The sequence below is a fragment of the Variovorax paradoxus genome, assembly GCF_029919115.1.
In the GTDB taxonomy this organism is placed as follows: Bacteria; Pseudomonadota; Gammaproteobacteria; order Burkholderiales; family Burkholderiaceae_C; genus Variovorax; species Variovorax paradoxus_O.
In genome coordinates, this window is record NZ_CP123990.1 from 2,579,944 (window position 1) to 2,601,092 (window position 21,149).

A 21,149-nucleotide genomic window follows, 5' to 3' on the forward strand; every position below is an offset into this window, starting at 1 on the left:
GAATTTCCCCACGAGAAGAGACACCCACCATGGACACCAAGCCAATCCAGATCAACCGCCGCAGCGCGAACATCGTCGAAGGCAAGAGCCGCGCGCCCAACCGCTCGATGTTCTACGCCATGGGCTACCAGGAGAGCGATTTCAAGAAGCCGATGGTCGGCGTGGCCAACGGCCACAGCACCATCACGCCGTGCAACTCGGGCCTGCAGAAGCTGGCCGACGCAGCCATTGCGGGCATCGAGGAAGCAGGCGGCAACGCACAGGTGTTCGGTACCCCCACCATCTCCGACGGCATGGCCATGGGCACCGAAGGCATGAAGTACTCGCTGGTGAGCCGCGAAGTCATCTCCGATTGCATCGAGACCTGCGTGGGCGGCCAGTGGATGGACGGCGTGCTGGTGGTCGGCGGCTGCGACAAGAACATGCCCGGCGGCCTCATGGGCATGCTGCGCGCCAACGTGCCCGCCATCTACGTGTACGGCGGCACCATCCTGCCGGGCAAGTACAAGGGGCAAGACCTCAACATCGTGAGCGTGTTCGAAGCCGTGGGCCAGAACGCCGCCGGCAACATGAGCGACGAAGACCTGCTGGAGATCGAAAAGCGTGCCATTCCGGGCACCGGCTCGTGCGGCGGCATGTACACCGCCAACACCATGTCCAGTGCATTCGAGGCGCTGGGCATTTCGCTGCCCTACTCGTCGACCATGGCCAACCCGCACGATGAAAAGGCCAACTCGGCGAAGGAATCGGCCAAGGTGCTGATCGAGGCGATCAAGAAAGACCTGAAGCCGCGCGACATCGTGACCAAGAAGGCCATCGAGAACGCGGTGGCCGTCATCATGGCCACGGGCGGCTCGACCAACGCAGTGCTGCACTTCCTGGCCATTGCGCACGCGGCCGAGGTCGAATGGACCATCGACGATTTCGAGCGCATGCGCAAGAAGGTTCCGGTGATCTGCGACCTGAAGCCTTCGGGCAAGTATCTTGCGGTCGACCTGCACCAGGCCGGCGGCATTCCGCAGGTGATGAAGGTGCTGCTGAACGCGGGCCTGCTGCACGGCGACTGCATCACCATTACCGGCCAGACGATTGCCGAAGTGCTGAAGGATGTGCCCGACGTGCCGCGCGCCGACCAGGACGTGATCCGCCCCATCGACAACCCGATGTACGAAGAAGGCCACCTGGCCATCCTCAAGGGCAACCTGTCGCCCGAAGGCGCGGTCGCCAAGATCACCGGCCTGAAGAACCCCGTGATCACCGGCCCTGCGCGCGTGTTCGATGACGAGCAGTCGGCGCTGAAGGCCATTCTTGACGGCAAGATCAAGGCGGGCGACGTGATGGTGCTGCGCTACCTGGGCCCCAAGGGTGGCCCGGGCATGCCCGAAATGCTGGCGCCGACGGGCGCGCTCATCGGCGCGGGCCTGGGCGAAAGCGTGGGCCTCATCACCGACGGCCGCTTTTCGGGCGGCACCTGGGGCATGGTGGTGGGCCACGTGGCGCCTGAAGCGGCGGCCGGCGGCACCATTGCGTTCGTGAACGAAGGCGATTCGATCACCATCGATGCGCACAAGCTGGTGCTCGAACTCAACGTGCCCGAAGCAGAGCTTGCCAAGCGCCGCGAAGGCTGGAAGCCGCCGGCTCCGCGCTACACGCGCGGCGTGCAGGCCAAGTTCGCGTTCAATGCATCGAGCGCAAGCTCGGGTGCGGTGCTCGACAAGTTCTGAAAAAGCGGGCGAACATGGGGTGGGCGGCCCGCCCATGGCGCGGGCCGCGCACTCATGCAGTCGTGATCCCGCGCATGGAGTGTCAGCGCTTCGGGCGGTTGTTGGGCGGCAGGCCCATGTTGCTGCGCTGGCGGTCGATGCGCGCCTGCTTGCGCCGCTCTTCGCGCTCGATGACCTTGCGCTTTGTGTAGCCCGACGAATCGGCCCACGCCCACCACGCCACGGCCAGCGCAAAAGGCGACAGCACGATCCACCAGCTCCAGCCGGCGACCATGCCCACTTCGAAGTATTTCAGGCCTATGCCCAGCAGGCCCAACAGCAGAAAAAGCATCGCGAATCCCTCGGGTTTATTGGAAACGCTTCCGGACGCCGGTACACGGCGTTACCTACAATCGCGTTAGATCGAATGTAACCCAGCCATTACGAAATAAGCCCCATGAAAAGACTCCTGTCCTTCGCGCTTTTGGGCCTTGGCCTGGCGGCGCCCGCCTTTGCCGACCTGGCGCTGGCCACGTCGAAAAACTGCATGAGCTGCCATGCGGTCGACCGCAAGGTGCTTGGCCCCGCGTTCAAGGATGTGGCCGCCAAGTACAAGGGCAACGCCGGCGCCGCCGACATGCTCGCGGCAAAGATCATCAAGGGTGGTTCGGGCGTGTGGGGGCCGGTGCCCATGCCCGCCAACAACCAGGTCAGCGAAGCCGACGCCAAGAAGCTCGCGGCCTGGGTGCTGGCAACGCGCTGATCAAACCCGCGGATCGATGTCCGTGGGCAACGGCCGGCGCTCGATGCGGTCTTCGAGCTGGCCGATGTGCGCAGCCACTGTGTTGTCCGACTGCTCCGAGCGCTGACGGATCACGCTCTCGACCTGCCCCAGCCTCGCAATCAATGCGGCATGGCGCTCGGCGTTCTCCGCCATGTGCTTGTTCTCTTGTGCTTCCAGGAAGTTGCGCAGCTCGGTAAAGCGCGAAGCCTCGGCCTTGTCGGCAAGGTCGCGCTGCACCTGCATTTCCTTGTTGTGGCGCTTGGCGTCCAGCAGCACCGAGCTGTGCAGGTACAGCACATAGACCAGGAAGAAGACGCCCAAGGCCACGGTGAGCCCCAGCATCATGAGGCCCAGCGGCGCAGAAACGGTCATGAAGCCCAGCGAGACCGGCACGGGCGTCGACAGCGTGCCCCAGTTGAGCGCGGCAAGGGCCGCGATCAGCAGCAGAATGGCAAACAGGAAAGCAGATCTCACACCCATGGGGGCCTCCTTCGGACAGATCGAACACAACGGAACGCGCCATGCGCGCCCCGGCGCACGGCAAGTCCGCTGGTTGTACCTCAGGCCGCGGGCCGCAACAGCCCCTGCTTCCCACTAACGGCCATGTCCTACAGATCGAATCAATTGGTCTGTGACAACTGTTCCAGAATTGCAGGATTTTCGAGCGTGGACGTGTCCTGCGTGATGGCCTCGCCCTTGGCGATGCTGCGCAGCAGGCGCCGCATGATCTTGCCGCTGCGCGTCTTGGGCAGGTTGTCCCCGAAGCGGATGTCCTTCGGCTTGGCAATCGGCCCGATTTCCTTGGCCACCCAGGCGCGCAGCTCGTTGGCGATCTGCTTGGCCTCTTCGCCGGTCGGGCGGCTGCGCTTGAGCACGACGAAGGCGCACACGGCCTCGCCCGTCACGTCGTCGGGCCGACCGACCACGGCGGCCTCTGCCACGAGGTCGGTCTTGGACACGAGCGCCGATTCGATTTCCATCGTGCCGAGACGGTGGCCCGACACATTGAGCACGTCGTCGATGCGCCCCGTGATGCGGAAGTAGCCGCGGTCGGCGCTGCGCACCGCGCCGTCGCCTGCCAGATAGATGGTGCCGCCCATCTCTTCCGGAAAGTAGCTCTTCTTGAAGCGCTCGGGGTCATTCCAGATGGTGCGGATCATCGAGGGCCAGGGCCGCTTGATGACCAGCATGCCGCCCGCGCCGTTGGGCAGGTCCTTGCCGGTTTCGTCGACGATGGCGGCCATGATGCCCGGCAGCGGCAGGGTGCAAGAGCCCGGCACCAGCGGCGTGGCGCCCGGCAGCGGCGTGATCACGTGGCCGCCGGTCTCGGTCTGCCAGAAGGTGTCGACGATGGGGCAGCGCTCGCCGCCGATATTGCGGTGGTACCACATCCATGCCTCGGGGTTGATGGGCTCGCCCACCGAACCGAGGATGCGCAAGCTGGTCAGGTCCCAGTTCTTCGGATGCACCTTCTCGTCGCCCTCGGCCGCCTTGATGAGCGAACGGATGGCGGTGGGCGCGGTGTAGAACACCGACACCTTGTGCTTCTCGATCATCTGCCAGAAGCGGCCCGCGTGCGGGAAAGTGGGAATGCCCTCGAACACCACCTGCGTGGCGCCGGCCGCGAGCGGACCGTAGGCCACATAGGTGTGGCCGGTGATCCAGCCGATGTCGGCCGTGCACCAGAACACGTCTTCGGGCTTGACGTCGAAGGTCCAATCCATCGTGAGCTTGGCCCACAGCAGGTAGCCGCCGGTGGCGTGCTGCACGCCCTTGGGCTTGCCGGTGGAACCCGAGGTGTACAGAATGAAGAGCGGATGCTCCGCATTCACCGCCACCGGCGGGCAATCGGTGCTCTGGCCCTTCAGCGCCTCGTCGAAGGTCTTGTCGCGGCCTTCGACGCGGTTCCATGCGGAGGACGTGCGCTCGTAGACGAACACGGTCTTGATCGACTCGCAGCCGCCCATCGCAATGCCGTCGTCGACGATGGCCTTGAGCGGCAGCTCCTTGCCGCCGCGCAGCTGGTAATTGGCGGTAATGACAGCCACGGCGCCGGCGTCGATGATGCGCTCCTGCAGCGCCTTGGCCGAGAAGCCGCCGAACACCACGCTGTGCGTAGCGCCGATGCGCGCGCAGGCCTGCATGGCAATCACGCCTTCGACCGTCATCGGCATGTAGATGATGACGCGGTCGCCCTTCTGGATGCCGGCGGCCTTGAGCGCATTGGCAAACTGGCTCACGCGGCCGAGCAGTTCCTTGTAGGTGACGTTGGTGACGGTGCCGTCGTCGGCCTCGAAGACGATGGCCGTCTTGTTCTCGACCGGCGTGCCCATGTGCTTGTCCAGGCAATTGGCGCTGGCGTTGAGCTCGCCGTCGCCGAACCATTCGTAGAACGGCGCCTTCGATTCGTCGAGCGTGCGGGTGAACGGCTTGGTCCAGTTCAGGTTGGCCTGGGCCTGGCGGGTCCAGAAGCCCTCGAAATCCTGCTCGGCTTCCTTGCACAGCGCCTCGTAGGCGGCCATGCCGGCAATGCGGGCACCTTGGGTGGCGCGGGTGTCGGGCGGGAACACGCGGTTCTCGACCAGAACGGATTCGATGTTCTTCGATGCGCTGCTGCTCATTCTCTTGTCTCCTGGGTAGGTGCGGCCGTAATGTCGGCGGACCCACTTACGGGTCACTGACGGTCCGATATTAGTTCGCAGGGTTATCACGGGCCCGACACGAGGGCACCCCTAGAATCCCCGGTCGTTTCCAACCTTCCTCCCGATGTCCGCTCCCGACCCCTTCGATACCCGGAACCCGCCCGTACCAGCCCGCGGCTCGCCGCTTCGGCCGCTGCCCAAGCTTATTTTTGCCAGCCGCTGGCTCCAGCTGCCGCTGTACCTGGGCCTGATCGTGGCGCAGGCGGTGTACGTGGTGCACTTCCTCGTCGAACTGCTGCACCTTGTCGAAGCCGCCTTCGGCAACAAGGATGCGCTGCAGGCGCTGATCACCAGCATCGGCTACAAGACCACGGCGCCGGTGGGCACGCTCAACGAAACGGTGATCATGCTGGTGGTGCTGGCGCTGATCGACGTGGTGATGATCTCGAACCTGCTCATCATGGTGATCGTCGGCGGCTACGAAACCTTTGTGAGCCGCATGGACCTGGAAGGCCACCGCGACCAACCCGAATGGCTGAGCCATGTGAACGCCTCGGTGCTCAAGGTCAAGCTGGCAACCGCCATCATCGGCATCAGCTCGATCCACCTGCTGAAGACCTTCATCAACGCGGACAACTACACCGACCGCGTGCTGATTGCGCAGACGGTGATCCACATCACCTTCCTGCTGTCGGCCATCGCCATCGCCTATACCGACAAGCTGATGACCGGAAACGCCTCCAGGCCCGGCGCTCCCCACTGAAGAGAACAGGCCCGCGCGCCCTACCCGGCGCGCGGCGCGTCCCAGGCCGGCACCTCCGTGAATCGCCCGGCCAGAAAGTCGAGCATCGTGCGCAGCGTGGCCGGCATGTGCTTGCGCGAGGCATACACCGCATACATGCCCACCACCTGCGGCTCGAATTCAGGAAACAGGCGCACCAGTTCGCCGGACTTCAAAAGGCATGACGTCAGGTAAGTCGGCAACATCGCGATGCCGGCCCCAGACCGCGCAAGCTGCATCAGGCTCGCGGCATCGTTGGTCGACACGTTGCCGCCTACCGCCACCGAGACGGGCGTGCCGTCGTCCTTGCGTGTGAAGTTCCAGAGGCTGCGCCCGAAGTAAGAATGCGTGAGGCAGTTGCGCTGGGCCAGTTCTTCCACGCGCAGCGGTTCGCCGTGCTCCTTCAGATACCCGGGGGAAGCGCACACCACGGATCGGCAATCCGTGAGCCTGCGCGCGATCAGGTTGGGATCGATCTCCACCGCCACCCGGATTGCGAGATCGATGCGCTCGTCCACCAGGTTCACCGCCCGGTCGAGCAGCACCAGGTCGACTGCCACGCCCGGATAAAGCCGCACGTAGTCGGCCACGGCGTCGGCCAACTGCGCCTGCGCGAACGAGGTGCTGGCCGTGATGCGCAGCTGCCCGCGCGGCGCCTCCGCCGGGTGCCGCACCGCTGCCTGCATGTCGCCCGCGAGCTCGAGGACCTGGCGGCAGCGCGGCAGCAGCTCTTCGCCCGCGGCAGTAAGGCTCAGCCGCCGCGTGGTGCGGTGCAAAAGGCGCGCGCCGGTCCATTGCTCCAGTTCAGCCACGTAGCGCGTGACCACCGGCCGCGAAAGGTCGAGCTTGTCGGCCGCCGCAGAGAGGCTGCCCGAATCCACCACGGTCACGAAGACCCGCATTGCGTTCAAACGATCCATTCGAACGATTTTAGGAATAAAGAAACGCGAAATCCGAGGTATTTCTTTCGAAACCAGAAACCTAAGATGCGCTTCATCGAATCAACTTTTCTGGAGCATTCATGAGCCACATTGCCATCATCGGCGCCACCGGTCGTGCCGGCAGCCGCCTTCTCGAAGAGGCCCTGCGCCGCGGCCACACCGTGACGGCCATTGCCCGCAAGGCAACCGCCAAGCTCTCCGGGCGCGCCAATGTGAAGGCAGTCGACCTCGATGTGCTGGACGGTGAAGCGCTGGAAAAGGCCGTGGCCGGCCACGACGCGGTGTTCAGCGCTGCGCACTTCTCCACGGTGCCGCCAGCAGCCATCATCGAGCCGGTGAAGCGCGCGGGCGTGAAGCGGCTGCTGGTGGTCGGCGGCGCGGGCAGCCTGTTCGCGGCGCCCGGACTGAAGGTCATCGAGACGCCGAATTTCCCCGATGCCTACCGCGCCGAAGCAACGGCAGGCGGTGTGTTCCTCGACGCGCTGCGCAATGAGAACGAACTCGACTGGACCTTTCTCTCGCCCTCCGCCGAATTCGTCGAAGGCGAGCGCACCGGCAAGTTCCGCCTCGGCAAGGACGACCTGCTGGTGAGCGCCGAGGGCCGCAGCTGGATCACTTTTGAAGACTACGCGATCGCGTTCATCGACGAGCTCGAGAAGCCCGCGCACTCGCGCCAGCGCTACACCATCGGCTATTGATCGACCACTGATCGGCCGGCAAACAAAAAAGGACCCGCGGGTCCTTTTTTCATGGGCGAGACGGTCTTACCGGCCCGTCATGTTTTCAGGCACCACCCACTGGTCGAACTGTTCGGCCGTGAGGTGCCCCGAAGCGATTGCCGCTTCGCGCAGGCTCGTGCCTTCCTTGTGCGCCTTCTTTGCGATGTAGGCCGACTTGTCGTAGCCGATGTGCGTGTTGAGCGCGGTCACCAGCATCAGCGAGCGCTGCACCAGCTCGGTGATGCGCTCGCGGTTCGGCTCGATACCCACCGCGCAGTGGTCATTGAAGCTCACCATGCCGTCGGCCAGGAGGCGCACGCTCTGCAAGAAGTTGTGCGCCACCATCGGCCGGAACACATTGAGTTCGAAGTTGCCCGAAGCGCCGCCGATGTTGATGGCCACGTCATTGCCGAACACCTGTGCGGCCAGCATCGTGACGGCTTCGCTCTGCGTCGGGTTGACCTTGCCCGGCATGATCGACGAGCCGGGCTCGTTTTCGGGAATGCTGAGTTCGCCGATGCCGCTGCGCGGGCCGCTCGCGAGCCAGCGCACGTCGTTGGCAATCTTGGTCATGCTGGCCGCCAATGTCTTGAGCGCGCCGTGCGCATGCACCAGCGCATCGACGCTGGCCATGGCTTCGAATTTATTCGGCGCGGTCACGAAAGGCAGGCCCGTGAGTTTGGCCAGTTCGGCCGCCACCTGCTCCGCATAGCCCTTGGGCGCATTGAGTCCGGTGCCCACGGCGGTGCCGCCGAGCGCCAGTTCGCACAGGTGCGGCAGCGCGGCGCGCACGTGCGCTTCGCAGTGCGCGAGTTGCGCCACGTAGCCCGAGAACTCCTGACCCAGCGTGAGCGGCGTGGCGTCTTGCAGGTGGGTGCGGCCGATCTTCACGATGTCGGCAAAGTCCTTCGACTTTTGCTCGAGCGTGCCGCGCAGCTTGGCGATGGCCGGCAGAAGCTTGTGCGTGATGGCCTCCACGGCGGCCACGTGCATCGCAGTGGGGAACACGTCGTTGCTCGACTGGCTGCGGTTCACGTCGTCGTTGGGATGCACCAGGCGCCCTTCCCCGCGCTCGCCGCCGAGCAATTCGCTTGCGCGGTTGGCCAGCACCTCGTTCACGTTCATGTTGGTCTGCGTGCCCGAGCCGGTCTGCCACACCACGAGCGGAAACTCGCCCGGGTGCTTGCCGGCGATGACTTCATCGGCCGCGGCAACGATGGCCTTGGTCTTCTTTTCGTCCTGAAGGCCCAGTGCGTGGTTGACCACGGCCGATGCTCGCTTGACCTGCGCCAGCGCCTTGATGATCTCGCGCGGCTGCTGCTCGCCTGAAATGTCGAAGTTCTGCAGCGAGCGCTGCGTTTGCGCGCCCCACAGCTTGTCGGCCGGCACGTCGATCGGACCGAAGGTATCGCGCTCGGCACGGGTCTTGGGGGAAGTCGTCATGAGAAAAGCTCCGCAATCATGGAAGGTCGCGCCACCTGATCGGACGCGGGCCCCAGTATCCGCCAATAAGAATGGCTCGCATTTGACGGGGCCATTCGGCCCGCCGCCAAACATCACGTTACGCCCGTCGGGTTGACCCGCGTCATGTCAAAAAGTTATAATCGTGGGCTCCAGACGACCAACAAGTCATGTTGATCGGCCCTGCACTACTCGCGGATCTCCGAATCCCGTCGCGGTGCAAGGTTCTCGCGCCGGGCCCTGTCCGGCAAAACCGGCCGGATCGTTTCCGGCCCCACTGCCACGCCACCTTTCGGCGGGCACTGGTTTCGTCGCCACGTCGTCTTCAGTGCCTGTCGGCAGCCCCAGAGGTTCGCCGGGCCATTGCACGCGTTTTCTCGCGCTCTGTGTTCAGCCTGCCCCTCGGCTGATGGCGTGACCGTTGCCGCCTTCTGCTTCAGGGGCGGTGCTGTGTCAAAACATCTCACAAGGAGTCCCCGGCGTATGGCCAAAGGAATTCTCATCGACCACGTCTTCAAGGTGTTCGGCGATTCACCCGAGCAGGCACTCGAACTGGTCCGCCAAGGTTTTTCGAAGAAGGAAATCCTCGCGCAAACGGGCCAGTCGATCGGCGTGTTCGATGCCACCTTCGAGATCCAGGCCGGTGAGATCTTCGTGATCATGGGCCTCTCGGGCTCTGGCAAGTCGACGCTGGTGCGCCTCCTGAACCGGCTGATCGAGCCGACCGCCGGGCGCATCGTGATCGACGGCGCAGACATCAACGAGCACTCCGACGCCAGGCTGCGCGCACTGCGCCGCAAGGACATCAGCATGGTGTTCCAGTCGTTTGCGCTCATGCCGCACATGACGGTGCGCGAGAACACCGCGTTTGGCCTGGAGCTCTCGGGCACCGGCAAGAAGGAGCGCCTTGCGCAAGCCGACTTGGCGCTTGCGCAGGTGGGCCTGGCGGGCTGGGGCGACAGCTACCCCGACGAACTCTCCGGCGGCATGCAGCAGCGCGTGGGCCTGGCGCGGGCGCTGGCTTCAGACCCTTCGATCCTGCTGATGGACGAGGCCTTCTCGGCGCTCGACCCGATCATCCGCACCGAGATGCAGTCGGAGCTGCTGCGGCTGCAGAAAGAGCAGCGCCGCACCATCGTCTTCATCTCGCACGACCTCGACGAAGCGATGCGCATCGGCGACCGCATTGCGATCATGAAGGACGGCCACGTGATCCAGGTCGGTACGCCCGACGAGATATTGCGAAGCCCCGCGGACGACTACGTGCGCAGCTTCGTGCGGGGCGTCGACGCGGCGGCCGTGTTCAAGGCGGCGGACATCGCGCGCAAGTCGCTGACGGTTGTGTGCGAGCACCCGGAGCGTGGTGCGCGCGCGGCACTCAAGCTGCTCGAAGACCAGGACCGCGAGTTCGCCTATGTGGTGAATCCGAACAAGCGCTACCTCGGTGTGGTTTCGGCCGACACGCTGCGAACCGCGCTCGACGGGCATTCGGGCTCGCTGGGGCTGCAGCACGCGTTCCTGGCCGACCTGCCGCGCATCGACGCCGAGGCGCCGGTGGCCGGCCTCATCGGCCAGCTCGCGCAGGCGCCGTGCGCGCTGCCGGTGGTGGCGAACGACGGCCGCTTCTGCGGTGCGATCAGCAAGACGACGTTGCTCAAGTTCCTCGACCGCGACACGCCGCCGATCGAGCCCGTCCTGCCCAATGCCGCGCCCGCCCTCGCTGCCGAACCGCACTGAATTCACGAAGTCCCTGAACGATGAACGACAACACACTTCCTTCCGACCTGAGCACGCCCGCAACCCCCACCTTCGTCGATCCGTGGGAAGCACTCTCGGCTGCGCCCGACACATCGGCCACCAGCGGCTGGCTCGACGCCCCCGTCGACATGGCCCATCCATTGCCCGGCCCGGCCGATGCCATGGCCGGCGGACTGCAACTGCACCGCCTCTGGGACGGCTCCCTTCCCGTCGAATCCTGGATCAACCAGGGCCTCGGCTGGGTGGTCGAGCATTTCCGCCCCTTCTTCCAGGCCGTGCGCCTGCCCATCGACAGCACGCTGAACTGGGTGCAGGGCCTGCTGACCGGCCTGCCGACGCTCGCGATGATCGCGCTCATCGGTCTGTTCGCCTGGCAGTTCGCGGGCCGCGCGCTCGCCATCGGCACCACGGTGGCGCTGCTGCTCGTGGCCATGCTGGGCATCTGGCCCGAGGCGATGGTCACGCTGTCGCTCGTGCTGACCTCGCTGGTGTTCTGCTTGATCATCGGCCTGCCGCTCGGCATATTGCTGGCCAGCAGCGAGCGCGCCCAGCACCTCACGCGCCCGGTGCTCGACGCGATGCAGACCACGCCGGCCTTCGTGTACCTGGTGCCGGTGGTGATGCTGTTCGGCATCGGCAACGTGCCGGGCGTGATCGTGACGATCATCTTTGCGCTCGCCCCGCTCGTGCGCCTGACCAACCTGGGCCTGCGCCAGGTGCGGCCCGACCTGATCGAGGCTGCGCGCGCCTATGGCGCCTCGCCCTGGCAGATGCTGGTGAAGGTGCAACTGCCGCTGGCCATGCCGTCGATCATGGCGGGCATCAACCAGGCGCTGATGCTTTCGCTGTCGATGGTGGTGATCGCTTCGATGATCGCCGTCGGCGGCCTCGGCCAGATGGTGCTGCGCGGCATTGGCCGGCTCGACATGGGGCTGGCCACTGTGGGCGGCCTGGGCATTGTTCTGCTGGCTATTTCGCTCGACCGCCTCACGCAGGCCATGGGCAAATCGCGCCGCAGCGCCGGTCGCCGCTGGTGGCATGCCGGCCCCGCCGGGTTTGCACTACGCCTGCTGCAGCGGCTCGTGAGTGCGCCGCAGCGCGATGCGAGCGAGCCGGCTCCCGCCCTTTCCACGCAAGCGCAATGACCACCACGCAGGAATCCGACGCATGAAGAAGACCAGTCTCATCATCGCCCGCAGCCTGCTGGCGCTCGGCTTCACCGCCTTCTGCATGGGCGCACAGGCCGCCAACGACCTGCCCGGCCAAGGCGTGACCGTGCAGCCGCTCAAGAGCTCGCTCGCCGAAGAAGCGTTCCAGACGCTGCTGGTGATGCGCGCGCTCGAAAAGCTCGGCTACAGGGTGGAACCCATGAAGGACCTCGAGCCCGCCACCGAGCACCTGGCCATCGCCAACGGAGACGCCACTTTCATGGCCAACCACTGGAGCCTGCTGCACGCCGACTTCTACAAGAACAGCGGTGGCGATGCCAAGCTGTGGCGCAAGGGCGTGTATTCGGACGGTGCGGTGCAGGGCTACCTGATCGACCGCAAGACGGCCGAGCAGTACAACATCACCAACATCGCGCAATTGAAAGACCCGGCCATCGCCAAGCTGTTCGACGCAGACGGCGACGGCAAGGCCGACCTCACCGGCTGCAACCCGGGCTGGGGCTGCGAACTGGCGATCGAGAGCCACCTGACGGCCTACCAGCTGCGCGACACCGTCACGCACAAGCAGGGCAGCTACGCCGCGCTGATGGCCGACACCATCGCCCGCTTCAAGCAGGACAAGCCGGTGCTGTACTACACGTGGACGCCGTACTGGGTGAGCGCCGTACTGCGCCCGGGCGCGGACGTTGTGTGGCTGCAGGTGCCCTCCTCTTCCTCCCAGGGCGGCAATGCAGACACGCAACTCCCCAACGGCAAGAACTACGGTTTCCAGGCCAACCAGGAGCAGATCGTCGCCAACCGGGCTTTCGTCGAGAAGAATCCGGCCGCCGGCAGGCTGTTCGAAGTGATGAAACTGCCGATCGGCGACATCAACGCCCAGAACCTGCGCATGAGCCAGGGCGCCAGCACCCAGCAAGACCTGGAGCGCCACGCGGACGGCTGGATCCAGGCGCACCGGCCGCTGTTCGAGGGCTGGATCGAGGAAGCCCGGGCCGCCGCAAGGTAGAACGCGGCGGCTGAGATAATCGGGGGGCGTTTCCACACTCCAAAGAACACCCCCCCACCATGACGACCACGATCCAGCAGGCCGACCTGATCGAATCGATCAGCGCCGCGCTGCAGTACATCAGCTACTACCACCCCGCCGACTACATCGCACACCTGGCCAAGGCCTACGAGCGCGAGCAGAGCCCCGCCGCCAAGGACGCCATTGCGCAGATCCTCACCAACAGCAAGATGAGTGCCACGGGCCACCGCCCGATCTGCCAGGACACCGGCATCGTCAACGTGTTCCTCAAGGTGGGCATGGACGTGCGCTGGGGCGGCTTCACCGGCTCGCTGGACGACGCCGTCAACGAAGGCGTGCGCCGCGGCTACAACCACCCCGACAACACGCTGCGCGCCTCGGTCGTGGCCGATCCGCAGTTCGACCGCAAGAACACCAAGGACAACACGCCCGCGGTGATCTTCACCGAAATCATTCCGGGCAACACGGTCGAAGTGACGGTGGCGGCCAAGGGCGGCGGCAGCGAGAACAAGAGCAAGCTGGTCATGCTGAACCCCGGCGACAGCGTGGTCGACTGGGTGCTGAAGACGGTGCCCACCATGGGCGCCGGCTGGTGCCCGCCCGGCATGCTGGGCATCGGCATTGGCGGCACGGCCGAGAAAGCCGCGCTGATGGCCAAGGAAAGCCTGATGGACGACCTCGACATGCACGAACTGCAGGCCAAGAAGGCCTCGGGCGCCGAACTCAGCAAGGTCGAGGCGCTGCGCATCGAACTGTACGAGAAGGTCAACGCCCTGGGCATCGGCGCGCAGGGCCTGGGCGGCCTGGCCACCGTGCTGGACATCAAGATCAAGATGTACCCGACGCATGCGGCCAGCAAGCCCGTTGCCATGATTCCCAACTGCGCGGCCACCCGGCATGCGCACTTCGTGATGGACGGCAGCGGCGCGGTGTACCTCGATCCGCCGTCGCTCGACCTGTGGCCCGACGTGAACTGGGCGCCCGACGAGAAGAAGAGCAAGCGCGTCGATCTCGACAAGCTCACGCCCGCCGAAGTGGCAAGCTGGAAGCCGGGCGACACCCTGCTGCTCAACGGCAAGATGCTCACCGGCCGCGACGCCGCGCACAAGCGCATCCAGGGCATGCTGGCCAAGGGCGAGAAGCTGCCGGTCGACTTCACCAACCGCGTCATCTACTACGTCGGCCCGGTCGATCCGGTCGGCGATGAGGCCGTGGGCCCGGCAGGCCCGACCACGGCCACGCGCATGGACGGCTTTACCGAAATGATGCTGGCCGAAACCGGCCTGATCGCGATGATCGGCAAGGCCGAGCGCGGCCCGGTTGCCATCGAAGCCATCAAGAAGCACAAGAGCGCCTACCTCATGGCCGTGGGCGGTGCAGCCTACCTGGTAAGCAAGGCCATCAAGACCGCCAAGGTGGTGGGCTTCGAAGACCTGGGCATGGAAGCGATTTATGAGTTCGACGTGGTCGACATGCCCGTGACGGTGGCAGTCGACGCGGGCGGCACCAGCGCGCACATCACCGGCCCGGCCGAGTGGCAGAAGCGCATTGCCAGCGGCGAGTTCAAGACCATCATGATGGAAGAAGCTTGAGCCTGGTCGGCGTGTTCGACAGCGGTGTCGGCGGGCTCAGCGTGCTCGCCGCGCTGCGCGCCGAGCTGCCGCACGAGCGCTTCGTCTATTTTGCCGACACCGCCTACGCGCCGTATGGCGAGCGCGGCGATGCCTATGTGATCGAACGCTCGCGAAAGGTGACCGAACAGCTCATCGGCGAGCACGGCATCAAGGCATTGGTGGTGGCCTGCAACACGGCCACCACGGCCGCTATCCACCTGCTGCGCGCAGAGCATCCGGGGTTGCCCATCGTGGGCCTGGAGCCTGCGCTCAAGCCGGCCGTGGCAACAAGCCGCACAGGGCACATCTCGGTGATGGCCACGCGCGGCACGCTGGCCAGCGCCAAGTACGCGGCGCTGCGCGGATCTTTTGCCCGGTCTGCAACCGTGCGCGCCGTGCCCTGCGACGGACTCGTGAAGGCCATCGAAGGCCTCGACACCGCGGCCATTGCCGCGCTGTGCGAACGCTACATGGCTGAGGCCGGGCCTTTCGGCGATGCACCCGGCCAGGTCGATACCGTGGTGCTCGGTTGCACGCACTACCCGCTCGTGAAGAACGAACTGCAGCGCCATGCACCGCCAACGCTGCGCTTCATCGACACCGGCGCGCCGGTTGCGCAGCAAACCCGGCGCGTGCTGGCTTCGCTCGGGCGCCTCGCAGGCAGCGGCGAGGGAGGACTGGTCCTGCAGGGCAGCGGCGACTTGGCCGTGCTCGAAGCTGCCGCCGCGCACTGGCTGCAAAAGCCCCGGCAACAAGATGCGGCAGCGCCCGCAGCAACCGCCGCCTGAAACCGTTCGGCATGCGCCTGGTCTTGCGCCACACCCTGCTCCTGCTGTGCCTCTCGGCCGCAGGCCTCAGCCACGCGGCCTGCGAAAGCGGCCTGGCCGAGCGCATGCACGCGAAGCTGTATCCGAACCGCGCGCTCGACGAACGGCTCGCCGCATGCAAGCCCTGGCCGGCGTTTCCGGGGCGCAGCATCGTGGTGCTGCCCGTGCCGCGCGAAACCAGCAGTACCGGCGCCAAGGTGTTCGACCTGGAGCTGCTGCTGATCCAGCGGCCGGACAACGGCAACACCGAGCGCGACACGGTCATCGGCCGTGTCTTCCAGCCCGAAGCGCTTGACGAAGACAACGCCACGGCCATCCAGGACGTTCGCATCGACACTTCGCGCTACGTGCTGTCGTCCGACACGCGTGCCTTCGGGCTGCGCGTGCGCTACAAGAGCACGGCACCCGGCAGCTCGGCTGCGAGCGAAACCATTCGCCTCTACGTGCATCACGGAAGCAAGTTGCGCCAGGTGCTGCAAGAAGTAGAACTCGACCACGACAGCGGCGAATGGGACAGCACCTGCACCGGCCGATTCGAAAAACTGCGCACCATGCTTTCGGTCGGCAAATCGACCAGCAACGGCTACGCCGACCTGCAACTCTCGCGCACGCTGGTGCAAAGCCATGCGCAAATGCAGGAAGACCTGGGCTGCACTGAAAAAGCCCTGCTTACACGGTTGAGCAATGTGACGCTGCGCTACGACGGTGATCGGTACCGGGTACCGAAGTCCCTGCAGCCGCAAATGCCCTGACCTGCCGGCTTTTTTTTATCTATCGGCTGTGCGCAGGGCCGCGGCCCGGCCCCGCGCCATGTCGATGGGCAGCAACAGCAACAGGCCGACCACGAACAACGCCGCCGTCGAGAGAATGGCAATGCGCTGGTTGCCGCCAGCGGCCCAGGCAATGGCGCCGAACATCAGTGGACCGATGATGCTCGCCAGCCGCGTGGCGAAGGTCCAGAGGCCGAAGAACTCGGCGAGCTGCTGTGGCGGCGCGAGATAGCCGGTCATTGCGCGGCCAGCCGATTGGCTCGAGCCCATGGCGAGCCCCGCAATGGCCGCGGCCCACCAGAAGGCTCCCTTGGTGGTTGCCAGGGCGGCAATTACGCACACCGCAATCCACGCCACCAGCGTGGCGGCCAGCGAAACCTTGTGGCCGATGCGGTCTTGCACATAGCCGAAGCTGAACGCCCCCAGCGCGGCTGCCAGGTTGAGCACGAAGATCAGCACCATGGTCTCGCTTGCAACGAAGCCGATGACCTGTTCTGCATAGATGGCTGCGAGCGTGATGGCAACCGCCACCCCGCCCTGGTAGAAAACGGTGCAGACCAGGAGCCGCATGAAATCGCGGTACGCACGGGCCTGCACAAAGGTGTTGCGCAGTCGCTGCCAGGTGCCCAACGCCTCGATGGCGGCCTGGGGCTGCGCGCGCTCTGGCAGCAACGCAAAGGTAGCGCACGCCGCCCCGCCGTAGATGGCCGCCGTGATCAGCATGGTGACCGGAACGAAGTGCGAAGCCGGCAGCCCCTTGGCCTGGGCCGAAAGGACATAAGCCAGGCACAAGCCGAGCGCAAGCATGCCGCCGACGTAGCCGAAGCTCCATCCCCAGCCGCTGACCTTGCCCATTCCCTCGGCTGTTGCGAGTTCGGGCAGGAAAGCGCCGGTCAACGACTCGCCGTACGAATAGAAGGTGTTCGAGACGATCACCAGCAGCATGGCCAGGGCCACGCCTTCGGCCCCGGAGAAGCCCGGTGTGAGCGCGAGCGCGGCCGTTGCAACGACGCAGCCGAGGGTCGCAACGGCAAGCACGCGTTTCTTGGCTGCACGCCGGTCGGCCCAGGCCCCTATGGCGGGCATGGAGAGCATGACGATGGCGTAGGAGACGCTGAGTGCCGCCGTCCATGCAAAGGCCGCCCAAGGCGCGCCCTTGGCGATGCCGCCCACGAAGTAGGCGGCAAACACGGCCGTGATGACGACCGTGGTGTAGCCCGAGTTGGCAAAGTCGTACATCGCCCAGCCGAACACCTCGCGCTTGCGCACGCCGGCGTTCAGGGCGGAGGACGGAAACAGCGCCATGCGGCGTTGATCAGGGCGCCGGAGCCTTCGCGAACCGCGTCAGTGCAGGTGGCGCGGACGGCGGCCCCCGCCATGCCCGCCGCCGCTGCCACTGCCGCCGGTGCCGCGCGGACGCTTGCCGATTTCGAGCGAGTTCACGAGCGCATCGAAGCGGTCGCTGAAGAGGCGGTCGATTTCGGAGACGACGCCGCCCAGTTCGGCACCGTCGAAGTGGCGCTCCATGAGGTTGACGACGTCTTCCACCAGCAAATCGCGCTGCACCTGCATGATTGCGGCCGGATTGGGGCCGACGAACAGCATCAGGAAGTCGTCGCGCGACTCTTCTTCGGGGTCGCCCTCTTCCTCGTCGAAGTCGGTGTCGTAGAACGTGACCTCGATGGCCGCGCCGCGCTCGGAGAGTTCGTTCAGCGCCATGCACATCTCGTCGAGCGCCTGGCGAAAGTCTTCGTCGCCCGGCACCGTCCAGCACATCTGGAGCATGTGGTCTTTCTGCTCGAAACGGATGCCGGGTTCCTCCTCGTAGGTGCTGGTGGCACCGTCTGCCAGCGATTTGGCGCCCGCATAGGTCCAGAGGGGCTTGAGCGCTTCCTGGATCTGGTCGAAGCTGACGTCGGACCGCAGCGGCACGTCGCCGTGCACATGAATTTCAAATGGAGCGTTGTAACGAGGCATTGTGTGCTCCCTTGTCTAGATGTGGTGCCCGGAACGGGGGTCGAACCCGTATGCCCCGATTAAGGAAGCGGCGGATTTTAAGTCCGATGTGTCTACCAATTTCACCATCCGGGCCTCGGGTTGAACATCGACGATAACCCAAACAAAACGAGCCCCGGCAACGAGGTTGGCGGGGCTCATTTTCAGTGGAGGGTGGATCGAACTTGATCAGAGAGAGGTGGAGGCGCGACCCGGAGTCGAACCGGGCTAGACGGATTTGCAATCCGTTGCATAACCGCTTTGCTATCGCGCCACGCTGAAAAACGAAATCGAACTCGCGAAAAAAAGGGAAGCATTGCTTCCCTTTTTCAAAAACTGGAGCGGGAAAAGAGTCTCGAACTCTCGACCTCAACCTTGGCAAGGTTGCGCTCTACCAACTGAGCTATTCCCGCGTTTCGAGCCTCGAATTATAGAACACTTTTTCGGGGCCCGGCAAGTTTTGCCAATCAATGTTTGACGGAACCCTCGGAAGCGCGTGCTTCGCGCTGCTTGGCCAGTTCGGCCACGGCAGCGGCGGAAGCCGCAACTTCTTCGTCGGACAGCGGCTCCGGCATTTTCTCGAGCGCGATTTCCAGGACCTTGTCGATCCACTTCACCGGCACGATCTCGAGGCCGTTCTTCACGTTCTCGGGAATGTCCTGCAGGTCTTTCGCGTTCTCCTCGGGAATGAGCACGGTCTTGATGCCGCCGCGCAATGCCGCCAGCAGTTTTTCCTTCAGCCCTCCGATTGCGGTGACCTCGCCTCGCAGCGTGATCTCGCCGGTCATGGCGACGTCCGCTCGCACCGGAATGCCCGTGAGCGCCGACACGAAGGCCGTCGTCATCGCGGCACCCGCACTCGGGCCGTCCTTGGGCGTTGCGCCGTCGGGCACGTGGATGTGGATGTCGCGCTTCTCGAAAATCTCGTCCTTGATGCCAAGGCGGCGCGAACGGCTGCGCACCACGGTGCGCGCGGCCTCGACCGATTCCTTCATCACGTCGCCGAGCGAACCCGTGCGGCTGATCACGCCCTTGCCGGGCATGGTGACGGCTTCGATGGTGAGCAGGTCGCCACCGACTTCCGTCCAGGCCAGACCGACCACCTGGCCGACCTGGTTCTGCTTCTCGGCCAAGCCGAAGCTGTACTTGCGCACACCGAGGAAGTCGTTGAGGTTGGCACCGTCGACCGTGACCTTTGGCGTGAGCTGCTTCAGCAGAAGACCCTTCACCACCTTGCGGCAGATCTTGGAGAGCTCGCGTTCGAGCGAACGCACGCCGGCTTCGCGCGTGTAGTAGCGCACGATGTCGCGCACGGCCTCTTCGGTGACGAGCAGCTCGTCTTCCTTCACGCCGTTGTTCTTCATCTGCTTGGGCAGCAGGTACTTGATTGCGATGTTGGTCTTCTCGTCCTCGGTGTAGCCCGAGAGGCGGATGACTTCCATCCGGTCGAGCAGCGCCGGCGGAATGTTCATCGAGTTCGAGGTGGCCACGAACATCACGTCGGACAGGTCGAAGTCGACCTCGACATAGTGGTCGCCGAAGGTGTGGTTCTGCTCCGGGTCGAGCACTTCGAGCAGCGCGCTCGAAGGATCACCGCGGAAGTCGGTACCCAGCTTGTCGATTTCGTCGAGCAGGAACAGCGGATTGCGCGTGCCGATCTTGTTCAACCCCTGCAGCACCTTGCCCGGCAGCGCGCCGATGTAGGTGCGGCGGTGGCCGCGAATCTCGGCTTCGTCGCGCATGCCGCCCAGCGCCATGCGGGTGTACTTGCGGCCGGTCGCCTTGGCGATCGACTGCCCGAGCGAGGTCTTGCCCACGCCTGGCGGGCCCACGAGGCACAGGATGGGTGCCTTGACCTTGTCGACACGCTGCTGCACCGCGAGATATTCAAGGATGCGGTCCTTGACCTTCTCGAGGCCATAGTGGTCGGCGTTGAGCACCGCCTCGGCGTTGGCCAGGTCATGCTTGATCTTGGTCTTCTTGCTCCACGGCAAGCCGACCAGCACGTCGATGTAGTTGCGCACCACAGTGGCTTCGGCCGACATGGGCGACATGAGCTTGAGCTTCTTGAGCTCGCCCTCGGCCTTCTTCAGCGCGTCCTTGGGCATCTTGGCGAGCTTGATCTTTTTCTCGATCTCCTCGATGTCCGCGCCCTCTTCGCCTTCGCCAAGCTCCTTCTGGATCGCCTTGACCTGCTCGTTGAGGTAGAAGTCGCGCTGGTTCTTTTCCATCTGGCGCTTCACGCGCCCGCGGATCTTCTTGTCGACATTGAGGATGTCGACCTCGCGCTCGAGCTGGCCGAACAGGTTCTCGAGCCGCGACTTCACGTCGTCGAGGTCGAGCACGGCCTGCTTGTTGTCGAGCTTGAGCGGCAGGTGCGCCGCAATGGTGTCGGCCAGGCGGCCCGGATCGTCGATGCTCGAGATCGAGGTAAGGATCTCAGGCGGAATTTTCTTGTTCAGTTTGACGTACTGGTCGAACTGCTGCATCACGGCGCGGCGCAGCGCCTCGACCTCAGTGCCCTTCTCGCCGCCTTCGGGCGCCTCGACAGGCGTGACGTTGGCGGTGAAATGGGTTTCACCGTCGTCGATGCGGTTCACGCGGGCGCGCTGCTGGCCTTCGACCAGCACCTTCACGGTGCCGTCAGGCAGCTTCAGCATCTGCAAAATGGTGGAGACGCAACCCACCTCGAACATGTCCTCGACCGAGGGCTCGTCCTTGGCGGCGGCTTTCTGGGCCACCAGCATGATGCGGCGTTCGGCCTCCATGGCCAGCTCGAGCGCCTTGATGCTCTTGGGGCGCCCCACGAACAGCGGAATCACCATGTGGGGGAACACGACGACGTCGCGCAGCGGCAGCAGCGGCAGGTCGATCGCGTCGGCAGGCAGGGGGGTATGACCGGACATGAATATCCTTTGATTGATCAGGCAAAGATGGATGGGTGTTGGGGCATTTCAAG

The 21,149-nt window shown here is 64.9% G+C and carries 18 protein-coding genes and 3 tRNA genes; 10 read left to right on the forward strand and 11 right to left on the reverse strand.

What is annotated here, in order from left to right:
• The first annotated feature begins 29 nt into the window (after window positions 1-29).
• A complete protein-coding gene (ilvD, locus tag QHG62_RS12555) occupies window positions 30-1,724 on the forward strand; it encodes a dihydroxy-acid dehydratase (protein ID WP_281151149.1) in 1,695 nt (564 codons plus the stop codon).
• Window positions 1,725-1,806: 82 nt separating this feature from the next.
• Here ilvD and QHG62_RS12560 read toward each other — a convergent pair whose 3' ends face one another.
• Window positions 1,807-2,055 (reverse strand): TIGR04438 family Trp-rich protein, encoded by a 249-nt coding sequence (locus QHG62_RS12560; RefSeq protein WP_126749684.1) that lies wholly within the window; start codon window positions 2,053-2,055, stop codon window positions 1,807-1,809.
• A gap of 105 nt (window positions 2,056-2,160) precedes the next feature.
• Between QHG62_RS12560 and QHG62_RS12565 the strand changes: the two genes are divergently transcribed.
• On the forward strand, window positions 2,161-2,466 hold the full coding sequence (locus QHG62_RS12565; protein ID WP_281151150.1) for a c-type cytochrome: 306 nt from the start codon (window positions 2,161-2,163) through the stop codon (window positions 2,464-2,466).
• Here the strand turns inward: QHG62_RS12565 and QHG62_RS12570 are convergent, their stop codons facing one another.
• Together QHG62_RS12570 and acs are read right to left on the reverse strand one after the other, a co-directional pair.
• Entirely contained in the window at window positions 2,467-2,967 is a 501-nt protein-coding gene (locus tag QHG62_RS12570) for a LapA family protein (RefSeq protein ID WP_281151151.1), read from the reverse strand. It lies immediately after the preceding gene.
• 140 nt (window positions 2,968-3,107) lie between these two features.
• Complete coding sequence (gene acs / locus QHG62_RS12575; RefSeq protein ID WP_281151152.1) at window positions 3,108-5,108, reverse strand: acetate--CoA ligase; 2,001 nt, start codon at window positions 5,106-5,108, stop codon at window positions 3,108-3,110.
• Between the two features lie 145 nt (window positions 5,109-5,253).
• Here acs and QHG62_RS12580 point away from each other — a divergent pair, with 145 nt between their 5' ends.
• Window positions 5,254-5,892 (forward strand): YqhA family protein, encoded by a 639-nt coding sequence (locus QHG62_RS12580; protein ID WP_281151153.1) that lies wholly within the window; start codon window positions 5,254-5,256, stop codon window positions 5,890-5,892.
• Window positions 5,893-5,912: 20 nt separating this feature from the next.
• Here QHG62_RS12580 and QHG62_RS12585 read toward each other — a convergent pair whose 3' ends face one another.
• The gene (locus QHG62_RS12585; RefSeq protein ID WP_281151154.1) at window positions 5,913-6,830 is read right to left on the reverse strand and encodes a LysR family transcriptional regulator; all 918 of its coding nucleotides are present in this window, start codon (window positions 6,828-6,830) and stop codon (window positions 5,913-5,915) included.
• Window positions 6,831-6,931: 101 nt separating this feature from the next.
• Between QHG62_RS12585 and QHG62_RS12590 the strand changes: the two genes are divergently transcribed.
• A complete protein-coding gene (locus QHG62_RS12590) occupies window positions 6,932-7,549 on the forward strand; it encodes an NAD(P)-dependent oxidoreductase (protein ID WP_281151155.1) in 618 nt (205 codons plus the stop codon).
• Between the two features lie 66 nt (window positions 7,550-7,615).
• On the opposite strand, the gene fumC is transcribed toward QHG62_RS12590, so the two are convergent.
• Window positions 7,616-9,013: a class II fumarate hydratase gene (fumC, locus tag QHG62_RS12595; RefSeq protein WP_281151156.1), complete on the reverse strand. Its 1,398-nt coding sequence runs from the start codon at window positions 9,011-9,013 to the stop codon at window positions 7,616-7,618.
• Window positions 9,014-9,514: 501 nt separating this feature from the next.
• On the opposite strand from fumC, the gene proV reads away from it, so the two are divergent.
• From proV to QHG62_RS12625, 6 genes are read left to right on the forward strand one after another with little or no spacing between them, the layout of a single operon-like run.
• Window positions 9,515-10,768 (forward strand): glycine betaine/L-proline ABC transporter ATP-binding protein ProV, encoded by a 1,254-nt coding sequence (gene proV, locus QHG62_RS12600; protein ID WP_281151157.1) that lies wholly within the window; start codon window positions 9,515-9,517, stop codon window positions 10,766-10,768.
• Window positions 10,769-10,788: 20 nt separating this feature from the next.
• Window positions 10,789-11,934 carry a glycine betaine/L-proline ABC transporter permease ProW gene (gene proW, locus QHG62_RS12605; RefSeq protein ID WP_281151158.1) on the forward strand — a complete coding sequence of 382 codons (1,146 nt, stop codon included), beginning with the start codon at window positions 10,789-10,791 and terminating at the stop codon, window positions 11,932-11,934.
• 22 nt (window positions 11,935-11,956) lie between these two features.
• Window positions 11,957-12,964 carry a glycine betaine/L-proline ABC transporter substrate-binding protein ProX gene (gene proX, locus QHG62_RS12610; RefSeq protein WP_281151160.1) on the forward strand — a complete coding sequence of 336 codons (1,008 nt, stop codon included), beginning with the start codon at window positions 11,957-11,959 and terminating at the stop codon, window positions 12,962-12,964.
• A gap of 59 nt (window positions 12,965-13,023) precedes the next feature.
• Complete coding sequence (locus tag QHG62_RS12615; RefSeq protein ID WP_281151161.1) at window positions 13,024-14,577, forward strand: fumarate hydratase; 1,554 nt, start codon at window positions 13,024-13,026, stop codon at window positions 14,575-14,577.
• Window positions 14,574-15,386, forward strand: coding sequence for a glutamate racemase (gene murI, locus QHG62_RS12620; protein WP_281151163.1), 813 nt, complete (start codon window positions 14,574-14,576; stop codon window positions 15,384-15,386). Before QHG62_RS12615 ends, murI begins: the two co-directional genes overlap by 4 nt.
• An 11-nt stretch (window positions 15,387-15,397) precedes the next feature.
• Window positions 15,398-16,177, forward strand: coding sequence for a hypothetical protein (locus QHG62_RS12625; protein WP_281151164.1), 780 nt, complete (start codon window positions 15,398-15,400; stop codon window positions 16,175-16,177).
• 15 nt (window positions 16,178-16,192) lie between these two features.
• Here QHG62_RS12625 and QHG62_RS12630 read toward each other — a convergent pair whose 3' ends face one another.
• The 6 genes from QHG62_RS12630 to lon form a co-directional block, all read right to left on the reverse strand.
• Entirely contained in the window at window positions 16,193-17,500 is a 1,308-nt protein-coding gene (locus tag QHG62_RS12630; protein ID WP_281151166.1) for an MFS transporter, read from the reverse strand.
• Window positions 17,501-17,539: 39 nt separating this feature from the next.
• Complete coding sequence (locus QHG62_RS12635; RefSeq protein ID WP_281151167.1) at window positions 17,540-18,172, reverse strand: DUF6806 family protein; 633 nt, start codon at window positions 18,170-18,172, stop codon at window positions 17,540-17,542.
• A 22-nt stretch (window positions 18,173-18,194) separates the two neighbouring features.
• A tRNA-Leu gene (locus QHG62_RS12640) sits at window positions 18,195-18,286 on the reverse strand.
• Between the two features lie 104 nt (window positions 18,287-18,390).
• A tRNA-Cys gene (locus tag QHG62_RS12645) sits at window positions 18,391-18,464 on the reverse strand.
• A gap of 63 nt (window positions 18,465-18,527) precedes the next feature.
• Window positions 18,528-18,603, reverse strand: a tRNA-Gly gene (locus QHG62_RS12650).
• Window positions 18,604-18,657: 54 nt separating this feature from the next.
• A complete protein-coding gene (gene lon / locus QHG62_RS12655) occupies window positions 18,658-21,096 on the reverse strand; it encodes an endopeptidase La (protein ID WP_157614308.1) in 2,439 nt (812 codons plus the stop codon).
• Window positions 21,097-21,149 lie beyond the last annotated feature (53 nt).